This window comes from Oceanobacillus kimchii X50, assembly GCF_000340475.1.
GTDB classification, from domain to species: Bacteria; Bacillota; Bacilli; order Bacillales; family Amphibacillaceae; genus Oceanobacillus; species Oceanobacillus kimchii.
Genome location: NZ_CM001792.1, coordinates 3,439,954 through 3,456,923, shown reverse-complemented (window position 1 = coordinate 3,456,923; position 16,970 = coordinate 3,439,954). Strand labels below are relative to the sequence as shown.

Annotated in this window: 18 protein-coding genes; 10 read left to right on the top strand and 8 right to left on the bottom strand. The window is 35.0% G+C overall.

Going from position 1 to position 16,970, the window contains the following annotated elements; genetic code table 11:
- Nucleotides 1-160: 160 nt before the first annotated feature.
- From C794_RS17545 to C794_RS17535, 3 genes are read left to right on the top strand one after another with little or no spacing between them, the layout of a single operon-like run.
- Nucleotides 161-928: an ABC transporter ATP-binding protein gene (locus C794_RS17545; protein ID WP_017798482.1), complete on the top strand. Its 768-nt coding sequence runs from the start codon at nucleotides 161-163 to the stop codon at nucleotides 926-928.
- Nucleotides 915-2,780 (top strand): ABC transporter permease, encoded by a 1,866-nt coding sequence (locus C794_RS17540; protein ID WP_017798481.1) that lies wholly within the window; start codon nucleotides 915-917, stop codon nucleotides 2,778-2,780. The genes C794_RS17545 and C794_RS17540 overlap by 14 nt, the downstream gene beginning before the upstream one ends.
- Complete coding sequence (locus C794_RS17535) at nucleotides 2,781-3,128, top strand: YxeA family protein (protein ID WP_017798480.1); 348 nt, start codon at nucleotides 2,781-2,783, stop codon at nucleotides 3,126-3,128.
- Nucleotides 3,129-3,412: 284 nt separating this feature from the next.
- On the opposite strand, the gene C794_RS17530 is transcribed toward C794_RS17535, so the two are convergent.
- Both C794_RS17530 and C794_RS17525 read right to left on the bottom strand, forming a co-directional pair.
- A complete protein-coding gene (locus tag C794_RS17530) occupies nucleotides 3,413-3,790 on the bottom strand; it encodes a helix-turn-helix domain-containing protein (protein ID WP_017798479.1) in 378 nt (125 codons plus the stop codon).
- A 211-nt stretch (nucleotides 3,791-4,001) separates the two neighbouring features.
- On the bottom strand, nucleotides 4,002-4,643 hold the full coding sequence (locus tag C794_RS17525; RefSeq protein WP_017798478.1) for a GntR family transcriptional regulator: 642 nt from the start codon (nucleotides 4,641-4,643) through the stop codon (nucleotides 4,002-4,004).
- Between the two features lie 180 nt (nucleotides 4,644-4,823).
- Between C794_RS17525 and C794_RS17520 the strand changes: the two genes are divergently transcribed.
- The 4 genes from C794_RS17520 (at nucleotide 4,824) to C794_RS17505 (ending at nucleotide 8,962) form a co-directional block, all read left to right on the top strand.
- Nucleotides 4,824-6,023 (top strand): CaiB/BaiF CoA transferase family protein, encoded by a 1,200-nt coding sequence (locus C794_RS17520; protein ID WP_017798477.1) that lies wholly within the window; start codon nucleotides 4,824-4,826, stop codon nucleotides 6,021-6,023.
- Between the two features lie 40 nt (nucleotides 6,024-6,063).
- Nucleotides 6,064-6,318: a hypothetical protein gene (locus tag C794_RS17515; protein WP_017798476.1), complete on the top strand. Its 255-nt coding sequence runs from the start codon at nucleotides 6,064-6,066 to the stop codon at nucleotides 6,316-6,318.
- Nucleotides 6,315-7,811: a sodium:solute symporter family protein gene (locus C794_RS17510; protein ID WP_017798475.1), complete on the top strand. Its 1,497-nt coding sequence runs from the start codon at nucleotides 6,315-6,317 to the stop codon at nucleotides 7,809-7,811. The genes C794_RS17515 and C794_RS17510 overlap by 4 nt, the downstream gene beginning before the upstream one ends.
- Before the next feature lie 236 nt (nucleotides 7,812-8,047).
- A complete protein-coding gene (locus C794_RS17505) occupies nucleotides 8,048-8,962 on the top strand; it encodes a hydroxymethylglutaryl-CoA lyase (RefSeq protein ID WP_017798474.1) in 915 nt (304 codons plus the stop codon).
- 165 nt (nucleotides 8,963-9,127) lie between these two features.
- On the opposite strand, the gene C794_RS17500 is transcribed toward C794_RS17505, so the two are convergent.
- The 3 genes from C794_RS17500 to C794_RS17490 form a co-directional block, all read right to left on the bottom strand.
- Nucleotides 9,128-9,598 carry a DUF4188 domain-containing protein gene (locus C794_RS17500; protein ID WP_017798473.1) on the bottom strand — a complete coding sequence of 157 codons (471 nt, stop codon included), beginning with the start codon at nucleotides 9,596-9,598 and terminating at the stop codon, nucleotides 9,128-9,130.
- A complete protein-coding gene (locus tag C794_RS17495; RefSeq protein WP_017798472.1) occupies nucleotides 9,591-10,154 on the bottom strand; it encodes a PadR family transcriptional regulator in 564 nt (187 codons plus the stop codon). The genes C794_RS17500 and C794_RS17495 overlap by 8 nt, the downstream gene beginning before the upstream one ends.
- A gap of 154 nt (nucleotides 10,155-10,308) precedes the next feature.
- Nucleotides 10,309-11,076: an arylamine N-acetyltransferase family protein gene (locus tag C794_RS17490; RefSeq protein WP_017798471.1), complete on the bottom strand. Its 768-nt coding sequence runs from the start codon at nucleotides 11,074-11,076 to the stop codon at nucleotides 10,309-10,311.
- A gap of 134 nt (nucleotides 11,077-11,210) precedes the next feature.
- On the opposite strand from C794_RS17490, the gene C794_RS17485 reads away from it, so the two are divergent.
- The 3 genes from C794_RS17485 to C794_RS21305 all read left to right on the top strand — a co-directional run bounded on the left by C794_RS17485 (nucleotide 11,211) and on the right by C794_RS21305 (nucleotide 12,871).
- The gene (locus C794_RS17485) at nucleotides 11,211-11,837 is read left to right on the top strand and encodes a flavodoxin family protein (RefSeq protein WP_017798470.1); all 627 of its coding nucleotides are present in this window, start codon (nucleotides 11,211-11,213) and stop codon (nucleotides 11,835-11,837) included.
- Nucleotides 11,838-12,171: 334 nt separating this feature from the next.
- Nucleotides 12,172-12,741, top strand: coding sequence for a GNAT family N-acetyltransferase (locus C794_RS19985; RefSeq protein WP_017798469.1), 570 nt, complete (start codon nucleotides 12,172-12,174; stop codon nucleotides 12,739-12,741).
- Entirely contained in the window at nucleotides 12,692-12,871 is a 180-nt protein-coding gene (locus tag C794_RS21305) for a GNAT family N-acetyltransferase (RefSeq protein ID WP_338112031.1), read from the top strand. Before C794_RS19985 ends, C794_RS21305 begins: the two co-directional genes overlap by 50 nt.
- A 138-nt stretch (nucleotides 12,872-13,009) precedes the next feature.
- On the opposite strand, the gene alr is transcribed toward C794_RS21305, so the two are convergent.
- From alr to C794_RS17460, 3 genes are all read right to left on the bottom strand, one after another.
- Entirely contained in the window at nucleotides 13,010-14,191 is a 1,182-nt protein-coding gene (gene alr / locus C794_RS17470) for an alanine racemase (RefSeq protein WP_017798467.1), read from the bottom strand.
- A gap of 197 nt (nucleotides 14,192-14,388) precedes the next feature.
- Nucleotides 14,389-15,519 carry an alanine dehydrogenase gene (ald, locus tag C794_RS17465; protein ID WP_017798466.1) on the bottom strand — a complete coding sequence of 377 codons (1,131 nt, stop codon included), beginning with the start codon at nucleotides 15,517-15,519 and terminating at the stop codon, nucleotides 14,389-14,391.
- Nucleotides 15,520-15,629: 110 nt separating this feature from the next.
- Nucleotides 15,630-16,877 carry a PucR family transcriptional regulator gene (locus C794_RS17460; RefSeq protein ID WP_017798465.1) on the bottom strand — a complete coding sequence of 416 codons (1,248 nt, stop codon included), beginning with the start codon at nucleotides 16,875-16,877 and terminating at the stop codon, nucleotides 15,630-15,632.
- Nucleotides 16,878-16,970: the final 93 nt, after the last annotated feature.

Below are 16,970 nucleotides of genomic sequence, written 5' to 3'. Positions count from 1 at the left end.
TATTGTGGTTATTATTCGTCCGTGCTAGCTATAATGCTTAACTCTATCTTAACAGGAATTTTCTTGAATAAAACGTTTTTAAGGATTTTGTAAGGTAGTCGTGAAGATTGTTTAAGGATGGAGGACTATAGTAAAGGTATACGAAAGAGGTGCATGGATAATGGAATCTTTATTACAAGTAAACAATGTGGAAAAGGTTTACGGTAAAGGTATAAATACGTTTAAAGCTTTAGAAAATATTTCATTTACAATTGATCACGGAGAATTTGTAGGAATAATGGGTCCTTCTGGTGCCGGAAAGTCGACGCTATTAAACGTACTAGCAACAATTGACTCCCCATCAAACGGAGATATTTATTTAGAGAATGATAATATTGCAAAAATGAAAGAAAATCAATTAGCTGATTTCCGTAGAGATCATCTTGGTTTTATCTTTCAAGATTACAATTTACTCGATTCATTAACCGTACGGGAAAATATTCTTTTACCGTTAGCGATAGCGAAGGTTTCTGCGAAAGAGATTAATATAAAAGTAGAAGAACTTGCTAAAGCATTTGGTATCGAAAGTATTCTGGAAAAATATCCATATCAAATTTCCGGTGGACAAAAACAACGAACAGCATCATGCCGAGCGTTAGTAGGGAACCCGAAGTTAATTTTTGCTGATGAACCAACTGGAGCTCTCGATTCCAAATCAGCTACTGATTTACTAGAGAGCTTAAGCACATTAAACATTGAGCAAGAAGCGACAATTATGATGGTGACGCATGATGCATATGCAGCAAGTTTCTGTAGAAGAATTCTATTTATTAGTGATGGAAGATTATCTAAGGAATTGATACGCGGTACTCATTCACGAAAAGAATTCTTCCAAATGATATTAGATGAATTAGCAAAATTGGGCGGTGACGGACATGACACTGTTTGATCTAGCTCTAAAAAACATTCGTCGTAATATGAAAAGCTACGGACTATATATTGGTTCGACCATCTTTTCGATTATTATATTTTTTACATTTGCAACATTAAAGCATAGTAACGATATTAGTGGATTGGCAGAAACATCGAACCAAATTAGTAGTATTATGAGTGCATCCGCATTTGTACTAATGATTTTTGTTGCTATTTTTATTCTCTATTCGAATTCTTTCTTTATGAGAAAACGAAAAAAAGAAGTAGCATTATACTCCTTAATGGGTGTTCGAAAACGCACTATCGGATTTCTATTATTCTTTGAAAATATCGTTATTGGTTTAGTTTCACTCATTATCGGTGTGGTACTCGGTTTCTTTTTGTCACAAGTTTTATTATCTTTGCTATTGAAATTAATGGGCTTGAATATCTCAATTGGCATTGCATTCTCATCAAGTGCAGTCGTAGAAACAATCATTGTATTCTTGATTATATTTCTCTTTACGTCTCTGCAAGGATATCGCGTAATTTATCAATTTAAATTAATAGACTTGTTTCATGCTTCCCATAAAAGAGAAGCATTACCGAAAGCGAGATTGATTGCAGCTTTATTCGGTATAGTGTCATTATTTGTGGCTTACTGGTTAGCATTACAAGATTTAATGACATCCAGTGCATGGCGAATGCTCGGTGTTGCGATGCCTCTTGTTATTATTGGACTAACGGTATTCGGAACTTATCTATTGTTTAATAGTGTCATGGTATATGTACTCCATTTATTAAAAGGAAGAAAGCATTGGGCATGGAGGGGCTTAAATTTAATGACAGCTTCCCAATTATTATATCGAGTTCGTGGAAACGCGAAGACACTGACTATCATAGCGACACTAAGTGCAACTACCATTACTGCAGGTGGCGCGGTATTTGGAACATACTACAATACGGATAAAAATGTAGAGCAATATACACCATTTAGCTTTATGTGGCAAGGTCCTCAAGAAAACTTGGATGAAGGAATTATGAAAGATTCTATTTCCATTGATACGAAAGATATTCGTGTAACAGAAAACGAAATAGAGAGAGAATATACCGTTATTGATACTACAGCGTTTCAACGATTGGCAGAAGCGTTAGATTGGGATATCGAATCATTGGAATTAGACGAAGATGAGGTTTTGATGGTCGATCCTTTTTACGATGAGCGATGGTCTGAAGAGGTAGAGGAAGTAACACTGAACAATGAAGCACATACAGTCTCTCAATTTTATGGAGATTCCATCTTTAATATATATACAATACCTGGAACAGTGCTCGTCATGAATGAACAAGAATATACCGACTTACAAGCAGATGAATCTACCTATCAAGCCGTGCAATTAACGAATGATAAGGAACATCTTGAGTTATCACAAGAGCTCCAAGCAAAATCGGAAACAGTAGATTTTTCCAGTGCAGTCCAAAACTATCAGGATTCATTAGAAGGTTCAGGAGTGATGTTATTCGTAGGTAGTTTCTTAGGACTCGTTTTTCTAGTGGCTACTGGAAGTGTCATCTTCTTTAAAATTATGACAGAAGCAGAGGATGATAAGGATAAATACACTGTTTTATATAAAATAGGTGTCTCAAAAAGAGAAATGAAGCGTACGATCCGCTATCAAATAGGATTCATATTTATTGCCCCACTTGTACTCGGACTATTACATGGAACAGTGGCACTAATCGCATTCTCGAATCTTTTACAAATGAACCTATGGATACCAGTCACTATTTGGATGGCAGCATATGCGTTTATCTATATTATCTACTATTTCATTACAGTAAGAAGTTTTCAGCAAACCATTCTTATCAGCGGAAAGGAGGTTACGTAAATGAAAAAAATCATTGGTATCTCTTTAATTTTATTAATAGTGTCTGTGGTAATCTTAGCTACAGTTGACTTTAATAGATTTGGGAAAGAAAATGTTTATGTGCAAGTTGGAGCACCATCCTATATGGAAGAAGAAAAGCTTGATTCAGGTGAGATTATGTCAACGTATTGGTACGAACTACCTGCTTATAAAGAAAATGGTAGTGCAGTGAAAGTGGAGTTCTCCGCACAGAAGGAATTAGAACAAGGAGCATACTTGAAATTGTATATAAAGAAAGGGAACCATGTAACTTCTTATGATGAAGTGCAATTAACGCAAATTCCCGGAAAAGCAAGAGAATCATTGTAGGGTAAATTGGCTATGATATCCCGCTTCAGAAATATACTTCGTTTTCCGTGGGCGGCTGGTAAGCCTCCGTTGCTATCGCAATCCGGGGTCTTACCGAGGCCTTCTTCCCACAGGACAAGGAAGACCTTGACAGCATTGCATCGCACACAGAAAATCGATTTTTGATTTTGAAGGAGTCTACGTATATTTCTTGCGCATGTTCTAGCTAGAATCCATGTTTTATGCAAAACTTTTTATGCCCAATTCATTTATCTTTTGAATAAAGACTCAACCTCTTCTCTGCGTTACATGGTTTTTACAACTTCTTCTTCCAATTCTTGTTGTTTCGCTGTTAGTCCTCGACCTTCATAATTACTCATTTCTTCTTTCCAAGCTTCTTCTACTTCTTTATCAAACTTCACACTAATAATTTCAGAGATATCAGTAATGCGAAGCGCTGCCATTATTGTTACGAGGTGTACAAAATTCACAGATCCCTTTTTACCATTAATAAATTCACTAATTGTTGCCATACGGATGCCTGTTAATTTATGTAATTGAAATTGTGTCATGTTGCGATCTATTAAAATATTATCCAGTTTTATTTCTATTTTATGAGGGTATTTCTGAAGTACTTTCATTATAGTCTCGGTTGTTCTCGCTTGCTGTAAATCAAAATCCATTTTACATATCTCCCACTCATTATTATTTTAGTTATATTTTATTATTGCAAAGATGGGAAAAAAGTGTCAATAGATATAGAACGGATGATAGTCGGTAAATCGGGTTAAACTTCATACAGTAATTCAAAGCATGGAATACTCTTTCCTTTTTTTTATAATCTTTTCTAGGTGAAAACTAAATTTTGTGAGGCAAACATTATTAAGCCAACAATTAATTATTAATTACATTCTTTAATACATGGTCTCTCCCTGTATAGATATGTTCTTGCATTGCAGACTTTGCACGATCGATATCTTTATCTTTAATAGAGTTTAAAATTGTGTTATGTACTTCTAATGATTGATATAGGTGTTCTTCTTTATACCAATAAAAAGATCTGTAGATTAATGGAACAACTACAACCTTATCAATCAATTCTAAGATTTGATTATTGTGTGAAGCAACAAATATCTCATGGTGAAAACCTTGATTCGTCTCTTGGATATTTTTAGTTATATTTAAATCAGAAGCATTGTAACTATAAATTGCCTCTTTATAAGCTATATTTTTCTCTTCCATTCTAGCGATTTGTTCTTCTGTTCTATTTAATGCAGCTTCTCCTGTACCGTAACCTTCTAATAATGCTCTTACATTATAAATTTCTTTGATATCATCAGAAGAAAAACTTCTTACAATTATACCTTTCTTTTTATATGGATGTACTATCCCTTCAGAGATTAATTGTTTTAAAGCTTCTCTAATTGGTGTACGACTAACATTAAAGTACTCAGCTAAATAAGTTTCAGTTAGCCTTTGTCCTTGCTTGAACTCTCCACTAAAAATGGCATTTTTTATAGCATCATACACGTTCATAATTATCTCCTTTTTAAATATATTGTATACAATAATTGATATTGCCACAAATAAAAATGTTGATATGTAAGCTATTTATAAAATAGAACTAAAGTACTGTTGACTAATTGTATACAATAATGTAATTTTAATTCAAATCAAAATTATTAAAAAATTACAACGATTAGGAGGAATAAATTAATGGATGAGCATCTGCCATTAAAGGGTATACGTGTTTTGGAATTAGGTACGCTTTTAGCAGGACCTTTTTCTGGGAGATTATTAGGAGATTTTGGAGCTGAAGTTATAAAAATCGAAGCTCCAGATAAAGTGGATCCCTTAAGAGATTGGGGAGGAAAAAAAGAAGATGTGGGGCTTTGGTGGCCTATTCAGTCTAGGAATAAAAAGTCGATAACTTTAAATCTACGAGTAACAGAAGGACAAAAGATCTTTAAAGAACTTGTTCAAGAGTCAGACATCATTATTGAGAATTTCAGGCCGGGAACGATGGAAAAGTGGAATTTATCATATGAAGAGCTATCTCAAATAAATCCTAGAATTATAATGGCAAGAACATCTGGATACGGTCAAACTGGACCATATAAAGATAGAGCCGGTTTTGGTAGTGTCGGAGAAGCTATGGGAGGAATCCGTTATGTAACTGGATTTCCAGATAGACCGCCTTCTAGAATCGGGATATCTATTGGGGATACTTTGGCTGCTTTATTTGCAACTATTGGAATACTTACTGCTTTAAATGAAAGGCATACTTCTGGGAGAGGGCAAATCGTAGACACGGCAATATACGAATCTGTTTTTTCGGTAATGGAAAGTTTGGTCCCCGATTATCTTTTGGCAAACTATGTTAGAGAACGTATGGGGAATATTCTACCAAATGTAGCACCTTCCAATATATATTATACAAAAGATGAGACTTATATTGTAATTGGTGCAAATTCGGATTCAGTATTTAAGCGTCTCTGTAAGGCGATGGGAAATTCTTCTCTATGTGACCATCCAAAATTTAATTCACATATAGCTAGAGGGGAAAACCAGCATGAATTAGACAGCATCATTGAAAAATGGACAAAAGAGAACGAATCAAAAGTTATTTTAGAATTATTACATGAGTATGGTGTACCCTCCGGATTAATTTATTCTATAGAAGATATTGTAAAGGATCCTCATTATAAAGAAAGGGAGATGATTATTGAAAAAAATCATCCGAAATTAGGTAAATTCCCAATGCCTGGAGTAGTTCCGAAATTAAGCAGGACACCGGGCGAAGTTAGAAAAGTAGGTGCAGAGACAGTGGGTAAAGACAATGAAGACATATATCAAAGGTTATTAAATTACGATGATGACCAGTTAAGTATCTATAAAAGCAATAAAGTGATTTAAATGCAAATTATGTAATCGCTTACAAAAAGGGGTGGTGAATTTGAGTGAAAAAAACGTAAAAGAACCGATAAGAAAAAAATGGATATGGATTGTAATGGTAATCATTCTACTAGGAAATGTTCCATGGTATTTTTCGGTTGGTTCATACAAGCCTTTAATCTTGGGAATACCGTACTGGGCATTTATCATTGTTATTTTTTCTCTACTATTATGTGCTTACCTAAGTTGGTTGTGTATTCACCAATGGAACATCGTTGAAGATGAAGAGGAGAGTGACAAAGGGGGAGAAGAATGAATGATTTAGTTTTTGCTGGAGTAGATGGAGTTATTATTTTAGCTTTATATGCTTTAATCATGCTCCTCATTGGTTATTATTCTGGACGAGGGAACAAAAATCTTCAAGATAGTTTAAGTAATTATTATTTGGCCGGCAAGAATCTAGGTTTCATAGCTCTTTTCTTCACACTTTATGCAACACAGTATAGTGGGAATACAATTGTTGGTTATGCTCCTACTGCATATAGATCAGGATTTGTTTGGCTGCAATCCATTTCTTTTATGACTATTATTATTGGAGTATATTTATTGTTTGCGCCACGATTATATGTAATCTCCAAAAAAAGAAATTTTGTAACTCCAACGGATTGGATTAGATATCGTTTTAAATCAAATAAAGTAACCTTACTTGCGATATTTCTGATGTTATGGGGGTTAGGTAATTACCTATTAGAGCAATTAGTAGCTATTGGTCAAGCTGTTTCTGGCATAACAGGCGGAACGATCCCATATCAATGGGCAGTAGTTTTTTTTGTGCTTGTAATGCTGATTTATGAATGGTTAGGTGGAATGAAAGCAGTAGCGTTTACAGATGTCATGCAAGGTGTAGTGTTAATGTTTGGAGTAATTATATTTGTGGGAGGAGCATTTTACCTGGCCGGAGGAGATATGGCTAGTATTACTCAACGTATTGCTGAGGTAGATCCTGTTAAAGTTGGTGTACCTGAACTTATGACCTCAATAAATTGGTTGAGCATGCTTTTATTAGTAGGTTTTGGTGCAGCAATATATCCCCATGCGGTACAACGTATATATTCAGCTGAAAGCGAAAGAACGTTAAAACGGTCTTTTGCAAGAATGGCTTGGATGCCTCCAATTACAACAGGATTAGTCCTTATCATTGGGATTTTGGGTATTACTTTAATTCCTGATTTATCCAATGGCCAATCCGAACAGATTGTAGGAATGCTAGCCAACCAAATTGCCTCTATTAATGGTTTATTTTATTGGGTAATGATTATCTTTTTCGGAGCAATCGTTGCAGCGATTATTTCTACAGCGGACTCTGTATTATTAAGTTTTTCATCTGTAATTTCAAATGACGTATATGGTAGATTTATACGACCGGATGCACCCGAAAAGAGAAAAGTTCTTGTTGGAAAAATTGTTGGGATAATTGTAGTGTTTCTTTTATTAATGATTGCTTGGAACCCTCCTGGAACATTATATCAAATATTCATATTAAAATTTGAGCTACTAGTTCAAGTATTTCCTGCCTTTGTATTAGGTCTATATTGGAAGAGGATGGCGTCAACACCTGTATTCTGGGGTATGTTGGTCGGAGCAGTAATTGCAGGTACTCTTACACTAACTGGAAACAGCACAGTGTTTGGGGTACATGGTGGAGTTATTGGATTAGGAGTGAACTTTTTAATAGCAGTAATTGGTTCATTTATTATTTCAAAATCAAATGAGAATGAAGAGGAACTTGAAGAAATAAACTTAGCTTAGGAAGAGTAATAAAATATCCAATATCTTTTGAGTTAGAGTTAGATTGAATTATTGAACTGGGAACAGATTCCTTAGTCATTGGTAAAATTGTTAATTATTTTATAGATGACAGCTTATACAAAGATAACTTTAAAATAGATCAAAAGAATTTAGATGCTTTAGGGAGACTTGCTGGAATATATACTAGAATCTATGAATTTTTCAGTTTCTAATTATTGTTAGAGAGGGGTATCTATGTGGACGATTCTGAAGTATATTTGACCGACGTTACCGGACGAGATGGGTTTCAAATGGAAAAGGATTGGATTGAAACAGAGGATAAACTATTAATTCTACAGGGGATATTTAATGCTGGAATAAAGCGAATAGAGGCGACTTCATTTGTATCTTCAAAATCTATACCTCAATTAAAAGATGCCAAAGAGGTTGTAGGGAATTTGAAGAATGAAGAAATTACCGTAGCGGCTTTAGTGCCGAACGTCAAAGGTGCAGAAAACGCATTGGAATCAGGTGTAGATGAAATCAATTTTGTATTATCAATAAGTGAAACTCACAATAGAAAAAATGTAAATCATACAGTTAGAGAGTCACTAGAAGAAGTCTATTCGATACAAAAACTGATAAATTCGCCACAAACAGTTCTGAATGTAAGTTTAGGAACAACATTTGGTTGTCCGTTTGAAGGCAAATACAATGTTAGTAAGGTTTATTCAATAATGGAACAACTTATCAATAATGGTATAGATAAGGTTACTTTAGCAGACACAACTGGAATGGCGAATCCAAAAAAAATTCGTCATTATATTACAACGTTGAAAGAAGTTTTTCCACACGTGCAACTTAGTTTACATCTCCATAATACAAGAGGGATGGGATTAGTGAATTTGCTTGCGGGATATAAGGCGGGGGTAAGGCATTTTGATGCATCTCTGGGAGGGATAGGTGGCTGTCCATTTGCTCCAGGAGCTACAGGTAACGTATGTTTGGAGGATATTGTCCATATGTTTATGGAAATGGAAATTCCTATAGAACATTCTATCAACCTTCAAAAATTAATAAATACGTCTAAGAAGTTGGAAAGAATTTTAGGATATCAGCTAGCAGGTCAAGTAATGAAGGCTGGTACTGCAGGAGAAGTTATTAAAAATTAATTAATTTATGGATAATGTCATAGTTAATGGTGAGTTTATAAAAGAGGCACAGCGTTCAGCATGCCTCTTTTATATGAATTAAAATCATAGTATAAGCATTTCATAACGTAGAAATTTATTAATAAAGTGACACTGTATTAGAAAACAATTCTGTTGTAGAATGTTTTAGGCCAATCTCTTACGCGAAGAATTAGCCTTAGGGGTAATGGGAGTGTGTGTGAGTGCTTTTCCTAGCCCGTAATGAGGCATATTTCTGTAAATTGCTTCGTACTCACCTTTTTTTAATTGGTATGTTTCGTGATAAATACCGACAGCATCATTGTTGGCAACTTTTTTATTAAAGTTTCTCCATGCCGTTAGATGTTTGTCTTTTCTTGCATAAGCATGTAACTCTTCTATTGAGTTCCAATATTGAATCATTGCCGTCGTCCTTAGGCCAAAGTAGCTTTCCATTGAAATAAAGCCAAGCGAGTCTTTTTGCGTATATAATTCTTTAATCATCCGCGGCATTGCTAGAAATACAGGAAGCCATTTATGGATAGCAAGACACTTGTTAATTCGCATTCCTATAATAAACACTACTATTTCTTCGGAGTTTTCCGTTGTATATCCACCCGTATAAATCGTTTTACTCATACATTTCCTCTCCTTTTGGGATATTTTTGATAGTTGCTGCACACCAATCCATGGCAGCTTTCGTTGTTCTCTTTCCATAATCTAACGTGTATAACCAATACTTCGCGTCTTTGGAAGCTGAGTCATGTTCTTTAATGGATGTTTCAATTGCTACGTAGGTTTGATAACGTGTTTGTAATTTTGTCCTGTAATCTTCAATAAGACGAATGCTCGCTTTATTTGATTGATGGTTTCCAAAAAATAATTTAAGTAAAATTTCGTTTTTTTCCACGGGTAATTGTTGAACAGGTTCTTCTAACCATGATTTTAGTGTGTTTACCCCTTTTTCAGTTAGTGAATATTCGTTTTTGTCTTTTTTTCCGCTTTCTAAAGATGGAGCAACTTCCGCTAGTTCTTCCTCCACTAGTAACTTTAACGTTGGATAAATCTGTCCATAGCTAATCTTCCAAAAATGATTCAGACTCTGATCAATTAGCTTTTTAATATCATACCCTGATGTACATTCCGTTGTTAAGATACCTAAAATTACATAAGCAGTATCGTTATACATTTTCATTTTTAGTACAACCTTTCTTTATATCAATTAGATATATCTTTTTGATATATTAACAATACCACATTATTGTATTAAATCAATACAAATTTCCGAAAATTTTTAAATAAAAATGGTGTACCCAACTAAAGAGACAGTTTTGCACACCAAAAATATATTATTGAAAATGTTTTATATATAGCTGTTTAAATGAATGTGGTGGAAGAGATTCTTTTGTTTCATCTCCGTTTTTCCAAATTGTAAGTGAATTCTCTGTCAAGGTAATACTTCCATCATATTGAAGCTTAGTAGCTAAAGATCTTTTATTAAATGGAGATTGTGGGTGTTCTATAATGGTTTCTTGGATTTTATTTAATTCCGAAATATGTTGAACTATATAGTTAGAGTCAAAAGCATAGCCGGTCTTCCAATCAGCGTCTTTATATTTAAGTTTTAATTGAAGAAGAAAGTTTCCGTGTGGTGTATCTTGTTTTATGACCCGGAATTCTCCATTAAATGATTGAATTGTTTCCCCGGTTATTGGTACTGGCTTGAGTGGAAGATTCCCACCAAATCCGGTATCGACAAGATAGATGGCTCCATCATATTTCAAGAGTATAGCAATATGTGTTTTTCCCATGGGTCCCCAATCTTGTGCGTTATTGTCATAGATGACGCCACGTATTAAAGAAACATCAAATTCATTTTCCAATAAAAAGTAGTACAGAATAGAGTTTAATTCATAACAAAGACCACCTTCGTTTTGTATTAATATTTTATCGACTAAATTTTGTTTAGTAATGTTTTTCGTTGTCGCATGAATCACACATAGGTTTTCAAATGGAATGGTTGTTGCTGTTTTTATCAATATATCTTCAAGTTTATTAAAAGTAACTTCTTCATTTTCGGATAAACCAATTCTTTGGCGGAATTGTTTTTGTAACATCTTTTTTCCTCCACTTCATCTTTTCTATTATAGAAGGATGCAACTAGAAATAAAAAATATCTGCTTTTATCGTGGCAGAAACTTTGATTTATATTCTCCATTTACGGGTACAGACTTAGAAAGGAGAGATAAGTATGGCAAAACTAAAAGCATTATTTTTAAATACTTCTTTGAAAACAAGTAATGAGGATTCAAATACAGATGCTTTATATGGAGAAGTGGAACGTATTTATGAAAATGAGGGAGTAGTTAGCGAAACGGTACGAGTAGCGGATTACAATATTCCTGTTGGGATAAGTGATGATTTAGGTGGTGAAGATGAATGGCCGACAATCTTAAAAAAGGTAAAAGAAGCTGATATTGTTATTATTGGTACGCCGATTTGGTTAGGTGAGAAGAGTAGTCTTGCAACCGTTACGATGGAGCGGCTTTATGGTGGAAGTGGGTTGACCAATGAAAAAGGACAATCGATTTATTATAATAAAGTCGGTGGTGTTGTTGTTACAGGAAATGAAGACGGTGCAAAAAACGCTGCAACATCCCTTATTTATGGATTATCTCATATCGGATTTCTCATTCCGCCAAATGTCGATACCTACTGGGTAGGAGAAGCAGGACCAGGTCCATCATTCATGGAAGCCAATGGGAAAGAAAATGAATTTACACAAAATCATGTGAAGATGCTTGCTTATAACACTATTCACATTGCGAAATTATTAAAAGAAAATCCAATTCCTGCTGAAGGGAACGTAATGGAATAGATAGAAAACAAGATATTTATTGCAGGTAAAATACAATCGCAATTCGCCTGGGAAGAATACTGTATTTTACCTGCGATTTTTATATAGGTGATAAATGATATGTATTCAAGTAATTATAATAAGATTAAAAAAGTCCTATAGATAGTGAGGGGATATCAAGCGTGTATGGATGTACTTTATAATCGCGGTGTTTATTATACATGGAGTAATGAATATATTCGATGGTGCACATTATTGGTTAAGTCAACTAATTAACAAACGTGTAGTTTTCATTAACACTAGCCTACCTTTTATTTTTTTATTATACTGAAAACTAAAGGGGGGAAGGGTAGGCATGACATTAGCTTCAAAAATTATAGAGACAGAACGATTAACATTACGACCATTTACATTAGAGGACGCAGAAGATGTCACGAATCTCTGCGATAACTACAACATATACAAAACAACGTTACATATTCCTTATCCATACACGTTAGAAAATGCAAAAGAATGGATCTCGAGTCATGAAATTAATAGAAAAGAAGATACGCTTTACCAATTTGCCATCACAGATAAAGATAGTGGAGAACTTTACGGTTCTATATCTCTTTCTAATCGTAAAAACCATCAAAATGGAGAAATTGCTTATTGGCTAGGGGAAGAATTTTGGGGCAGAGGCTTTGTTACAGAAGCAAGTAAAGCGATGATTCAATTTGCATTGAAGAGGTTGTTCAAAAAGTCCGGTGAAAATGACACATCGAATTTCTTCGTTAGCTTGCTTTTCCATTCCTCACGTATTAACTGCATACGTTCCGGTACTCAAAGCTACGCCGCCTCGATTTTCTCGATCCTTTCCATCCTCCTTTTTGAACATGCACTTTGCGGAAAAGAATTTCCATCGCGTATTTGCATACCATCTTAAAATCAACCCAGCGTCAGGTAGGGTGATGAAAAAGTGTGGAATGACTTACGAGGGAACACAAAAAGACCATATTTATAAAGATGGTACTTTCCATGATTTATACTGTTATGGTATTGTCAATGACAAATAACTATGAATGATGCCTGGTGGTTAAAAAATGCAATGGATAAAAATGCAAGAAAAGGCGGAGACTCCAGTGGGAATAGCACGGGCTGAAACGATACTAAGGAGTACCCGCCTATCTTAAAATATATTGTGTACCTAGAAACTAGGACGTAACAATTTCTTTCTTCATTAATCCCCTATAATTGACCACTTCATTGTGGCTCATATATATACGTGGAACACGCTTTCCAATTAGGCATGCTGTTTCATAATGTATCGTCCCCATTAGATTGGCTACTTCTTCCATCGCGATATACCCTTCTGAAGGTTCACCAAAAATAGTAATTACATCATTTAGACTAACATCCTCCACTATGTCAGTAACATCTATCATAGATTGATCCATGCAAATTCTTCCGACGATAGGAGCATGTTCACCATTTATGACAACATTTCCACGGTTAGAAAGTAGACGAGAAAATCCATCTGCATAACCAATTGGCATTGTTGCAATGACGCTTTTACGCTCTGTCGTAAAGGTAAGACCATAACTAATTGCTGTGTCCTTATCAACCGTTTTAACATAAACAGGTTTTGTCTTTAAACTCATTGCTTGTTTTAAATCTATCAATTCTTTCAAGTGTGTTTCTGGATATAATCCATACAAGCCGATACCAACACGAACCATATCTAAATGCATATCTGGATAAGCAATTGTCCCAGCTGTATTACAGCAATGGACGATAGGAATATGGCAATAGGTTCTTAAATAAGAAATAATCTGATTAAAACGGTGAAACTGCATCTCTGTATACGCGGGATCTGTATTGTCCGCATCCGCAAAATGAGTAAATGCACCCTCAAGTATGACAAAAGAAGAATGAAGTGTTTTTGCTACATCGACAGCTTCTTCTTTCGTAGCAATGCCAATACGATTCATGCCAGATTCGATTTTAAGGTGTACACGGGCTGTCATTTGTAGAGACTCAGCAGCTATTTTCACTTGTTCTGCACCTTCTTTTGTGAAAACAGTGAGTGAAATCTGTTGCTCGATTGCTGTTCTTAAACCATCGGGGTGAGTGTATCCTAGAACAAGTAGCGGAGTATCAATTCCTGAATCTCTTAGTTGGATAGCTTCGTCTAAGATTGCAACAGCCAAATAATCCGCACCAGCTTTTAAAGACTCTTGTGCAACCTCTACAGCACCGTGCCCGTATCCATCAGCTTTTACAACTGCCATTAGCTTTGTATGATGATCGATATGATTTTTAAATGCTGTTACATTATGATAGATGGCATCTAAAGATACTTCTGTCCATGTTTCACGATAACTTCCTTGGATCATTGTGATTCCTCCTTAGGTGGCTGGAAAATATAATTGGTTGAAGGTGGTTATACCATAATTGCGTCATTTAGAATAAAAGTACCCTTCTAAGCTTATAGCAGGAAGGGTACTTGAAAATGGATGTGTTAAAAAGTTCGGTAAAGATGAAATAATGAATATGCTTAGTTTAATTTCATCCTTCTTTCTAAAGGATAAAATTAAACTAATTCTGTGTTTTTGATTGCATCTTCAGGTGAAACAAAGTCGTACCCAAGATCAGCAGCAACTGCTTCGTAAGTTACTTTACCGTTCATTACGTTTACACCAGAAAGGATTGCCGGGTTGTCTTGAATAGCTTTTACTGCACCTTTTGAAGCGATTTGTACCGCATATGGTACTGTTACATTTGTCAAACCAACAGTAGCTGTACGTGGTACTGCACCAGGGATGTTTGCGACCGCATAATGAAGTACATCATGTTTTACATAGATTGGCTCATCATGTGTAGTCGGGTGATCTACAGTTTCGAAGTTACCACCTTGGTCGATTGCAACGTCTACAAGAACAGATCCTGGTTGCATAGATTGAATCATTTCATCTGTAACTAGTTTTGGAGCTTTGCGTCCTGGAATTAATACAGAACCAATAACTAGATCAGAATCTTTTACAGCTTCTGCAATGTTGTACGGATTAGACATTAATGTCTGAATGCTTGAACCAAAGATATCGTCTAATTGACGAAGACGTACAGGATTTAAGTCAATAATCGTTACTTCTGCTCCAAGACCTAGAGCAATTTTAGCAGCGTGTGTACCAACAACTCCACCACCGATTACAGTTACTTTACCGCGGCTTACTCCTGGAATCCCACCAAGAAGGATACCTTTTCCGCCCTCTGATTTCTCTAAATACTGTGCACCGATTTGTGTAGCCATACGTCCTGCTACTTCACTCATTGGAGTTAATAGTGGTAATGTACCATTTACTGTAATTGTTTCATAAGCAATTGCAGTTACTTCACTGTCAACTAATGCTTTTGTTAACTCTGGAGCAGCAGCAAGGTGAAGATAAGTGAATAAAACAAGACCTTTACGGAAGTATTTGTATTCAGAAGAAAGCGGTTCTTTTACCTTCATAATCATATCTGCATTTTCCCACACACTAGCAGCGCTATCGATAAGTTCTGCACCAGCTTCTTTGTATTCTGCATCTGTAAAATTACTTCCTAGTCCTGCACCTTTCTCAATCTGTACAGTGTGACCAGCATTTATTAAATGAACGACCCCAGCAGGTGTCATTGCAACACGATTCTCGTTGTTTTTAATTTCCTTAGGAACACCAATAATCATTTATAAACAACTCCTTTATCAATTTCTACCCTTATCGTACAGCTTTCGTGAAGCGGTTTCATCATTTAAAAATATAAAATAAAAAAACATGATTTGTGCAAATACACAAATCATGTTTTCTGAATGCTATCGATAAGCAGATCGAGATAAATGTTTGTTTTTTGGTTCGCGTTTTTCAGGTCAATTCCACTTACTTCTTTAATCCGTTTCAATCGATAATTCATCGTATTCGGATGAACAAATAGCTTCTTTGCAGCACGATATACATTACTATCGCATTGCAAATAAATATCTAATGTTTCTAATAAAGAAGTTTGATGTCGCTTATCATAAGAACGCAGTCTTTCCATGTAAGGATTGTAATAATGTTCATCTTTTCTAGTTTCTGCAAGCATATCAATAAACTGTAATACTCCTAAATCTTCATATAAAAGGATATCATTTATTCTTTCTGGTATTAGTTGTTGGAGTTTTAATACGTTTTTCGCTTGTTGATAGGATTGTCCAATCAATTGCGGTTGTTCGTAACGTAACCCTCCAGCACCTAATACATTGTTTAGATTTAGTTGCTCTCCAATACGGTGGATGAATTGTTGAATAAATTCATATAATGATTGTTTTGAATCAGACTGCGTCGGTAATCCTACTAGCATAATGAAATCATTATCATCAAATAGGCGTGTAATAACATTAACTTTCACTTGGGACTCGGATAAATAATACGCATGTTTTTCCATTTGTTCATTCACTTCATCCGAGAAACGAATAACAACAATCGTTTTATCATCTTGTAATTGGATGTTATATTGTTTTGCTTGCCGATTGATATCATCCGTGTTTTGTAGATCCCCGCGCAGAAGTTGCCAGAAGAAATCGCGATAACCTTCTTCGGATTTTCGATTGTGCTGACGATTTTTCAAAAAATATTTTTTAACATAGGTGGCAGCTTCTTTAAAGAGGGATATTTCTGCTTCCGTGAAGGTTTTATCGGATGTATGTGCCCAGATAAATCCCAGTATTTCATTTTGTTTTCTAACAGAGATAGCAATTCTATTTCCAAGTCCTACTTCTTGTATTTCTGGAATCACGACAGGGTCGTCACTATCAATTAGTTTAGGCATGTAACCTTTTTTCCAAAAAGCATTAATAACTTTATCCGGTACTTTCCTATTTATAATCGTAGAAATACGTACCTGATCGATGTCATCTTTATGCTGACTATATGAAATAACATGGTGATTAGAATCTTCTATCGTAATCGGACACTCGAATAGATCAGCAATGTTGTCGGCTAATTGATTTGGTGAAGTGACGATATCATTTAAGCGTTTATGAAGTATATCTATATTTAAATTCATCATTTTCCTCCATCAATTTTAAACAAATAAACAAATATGTATCTGTCTATTTTAGTATATACACAAATATATTTCATATTTAAGGTGATATAG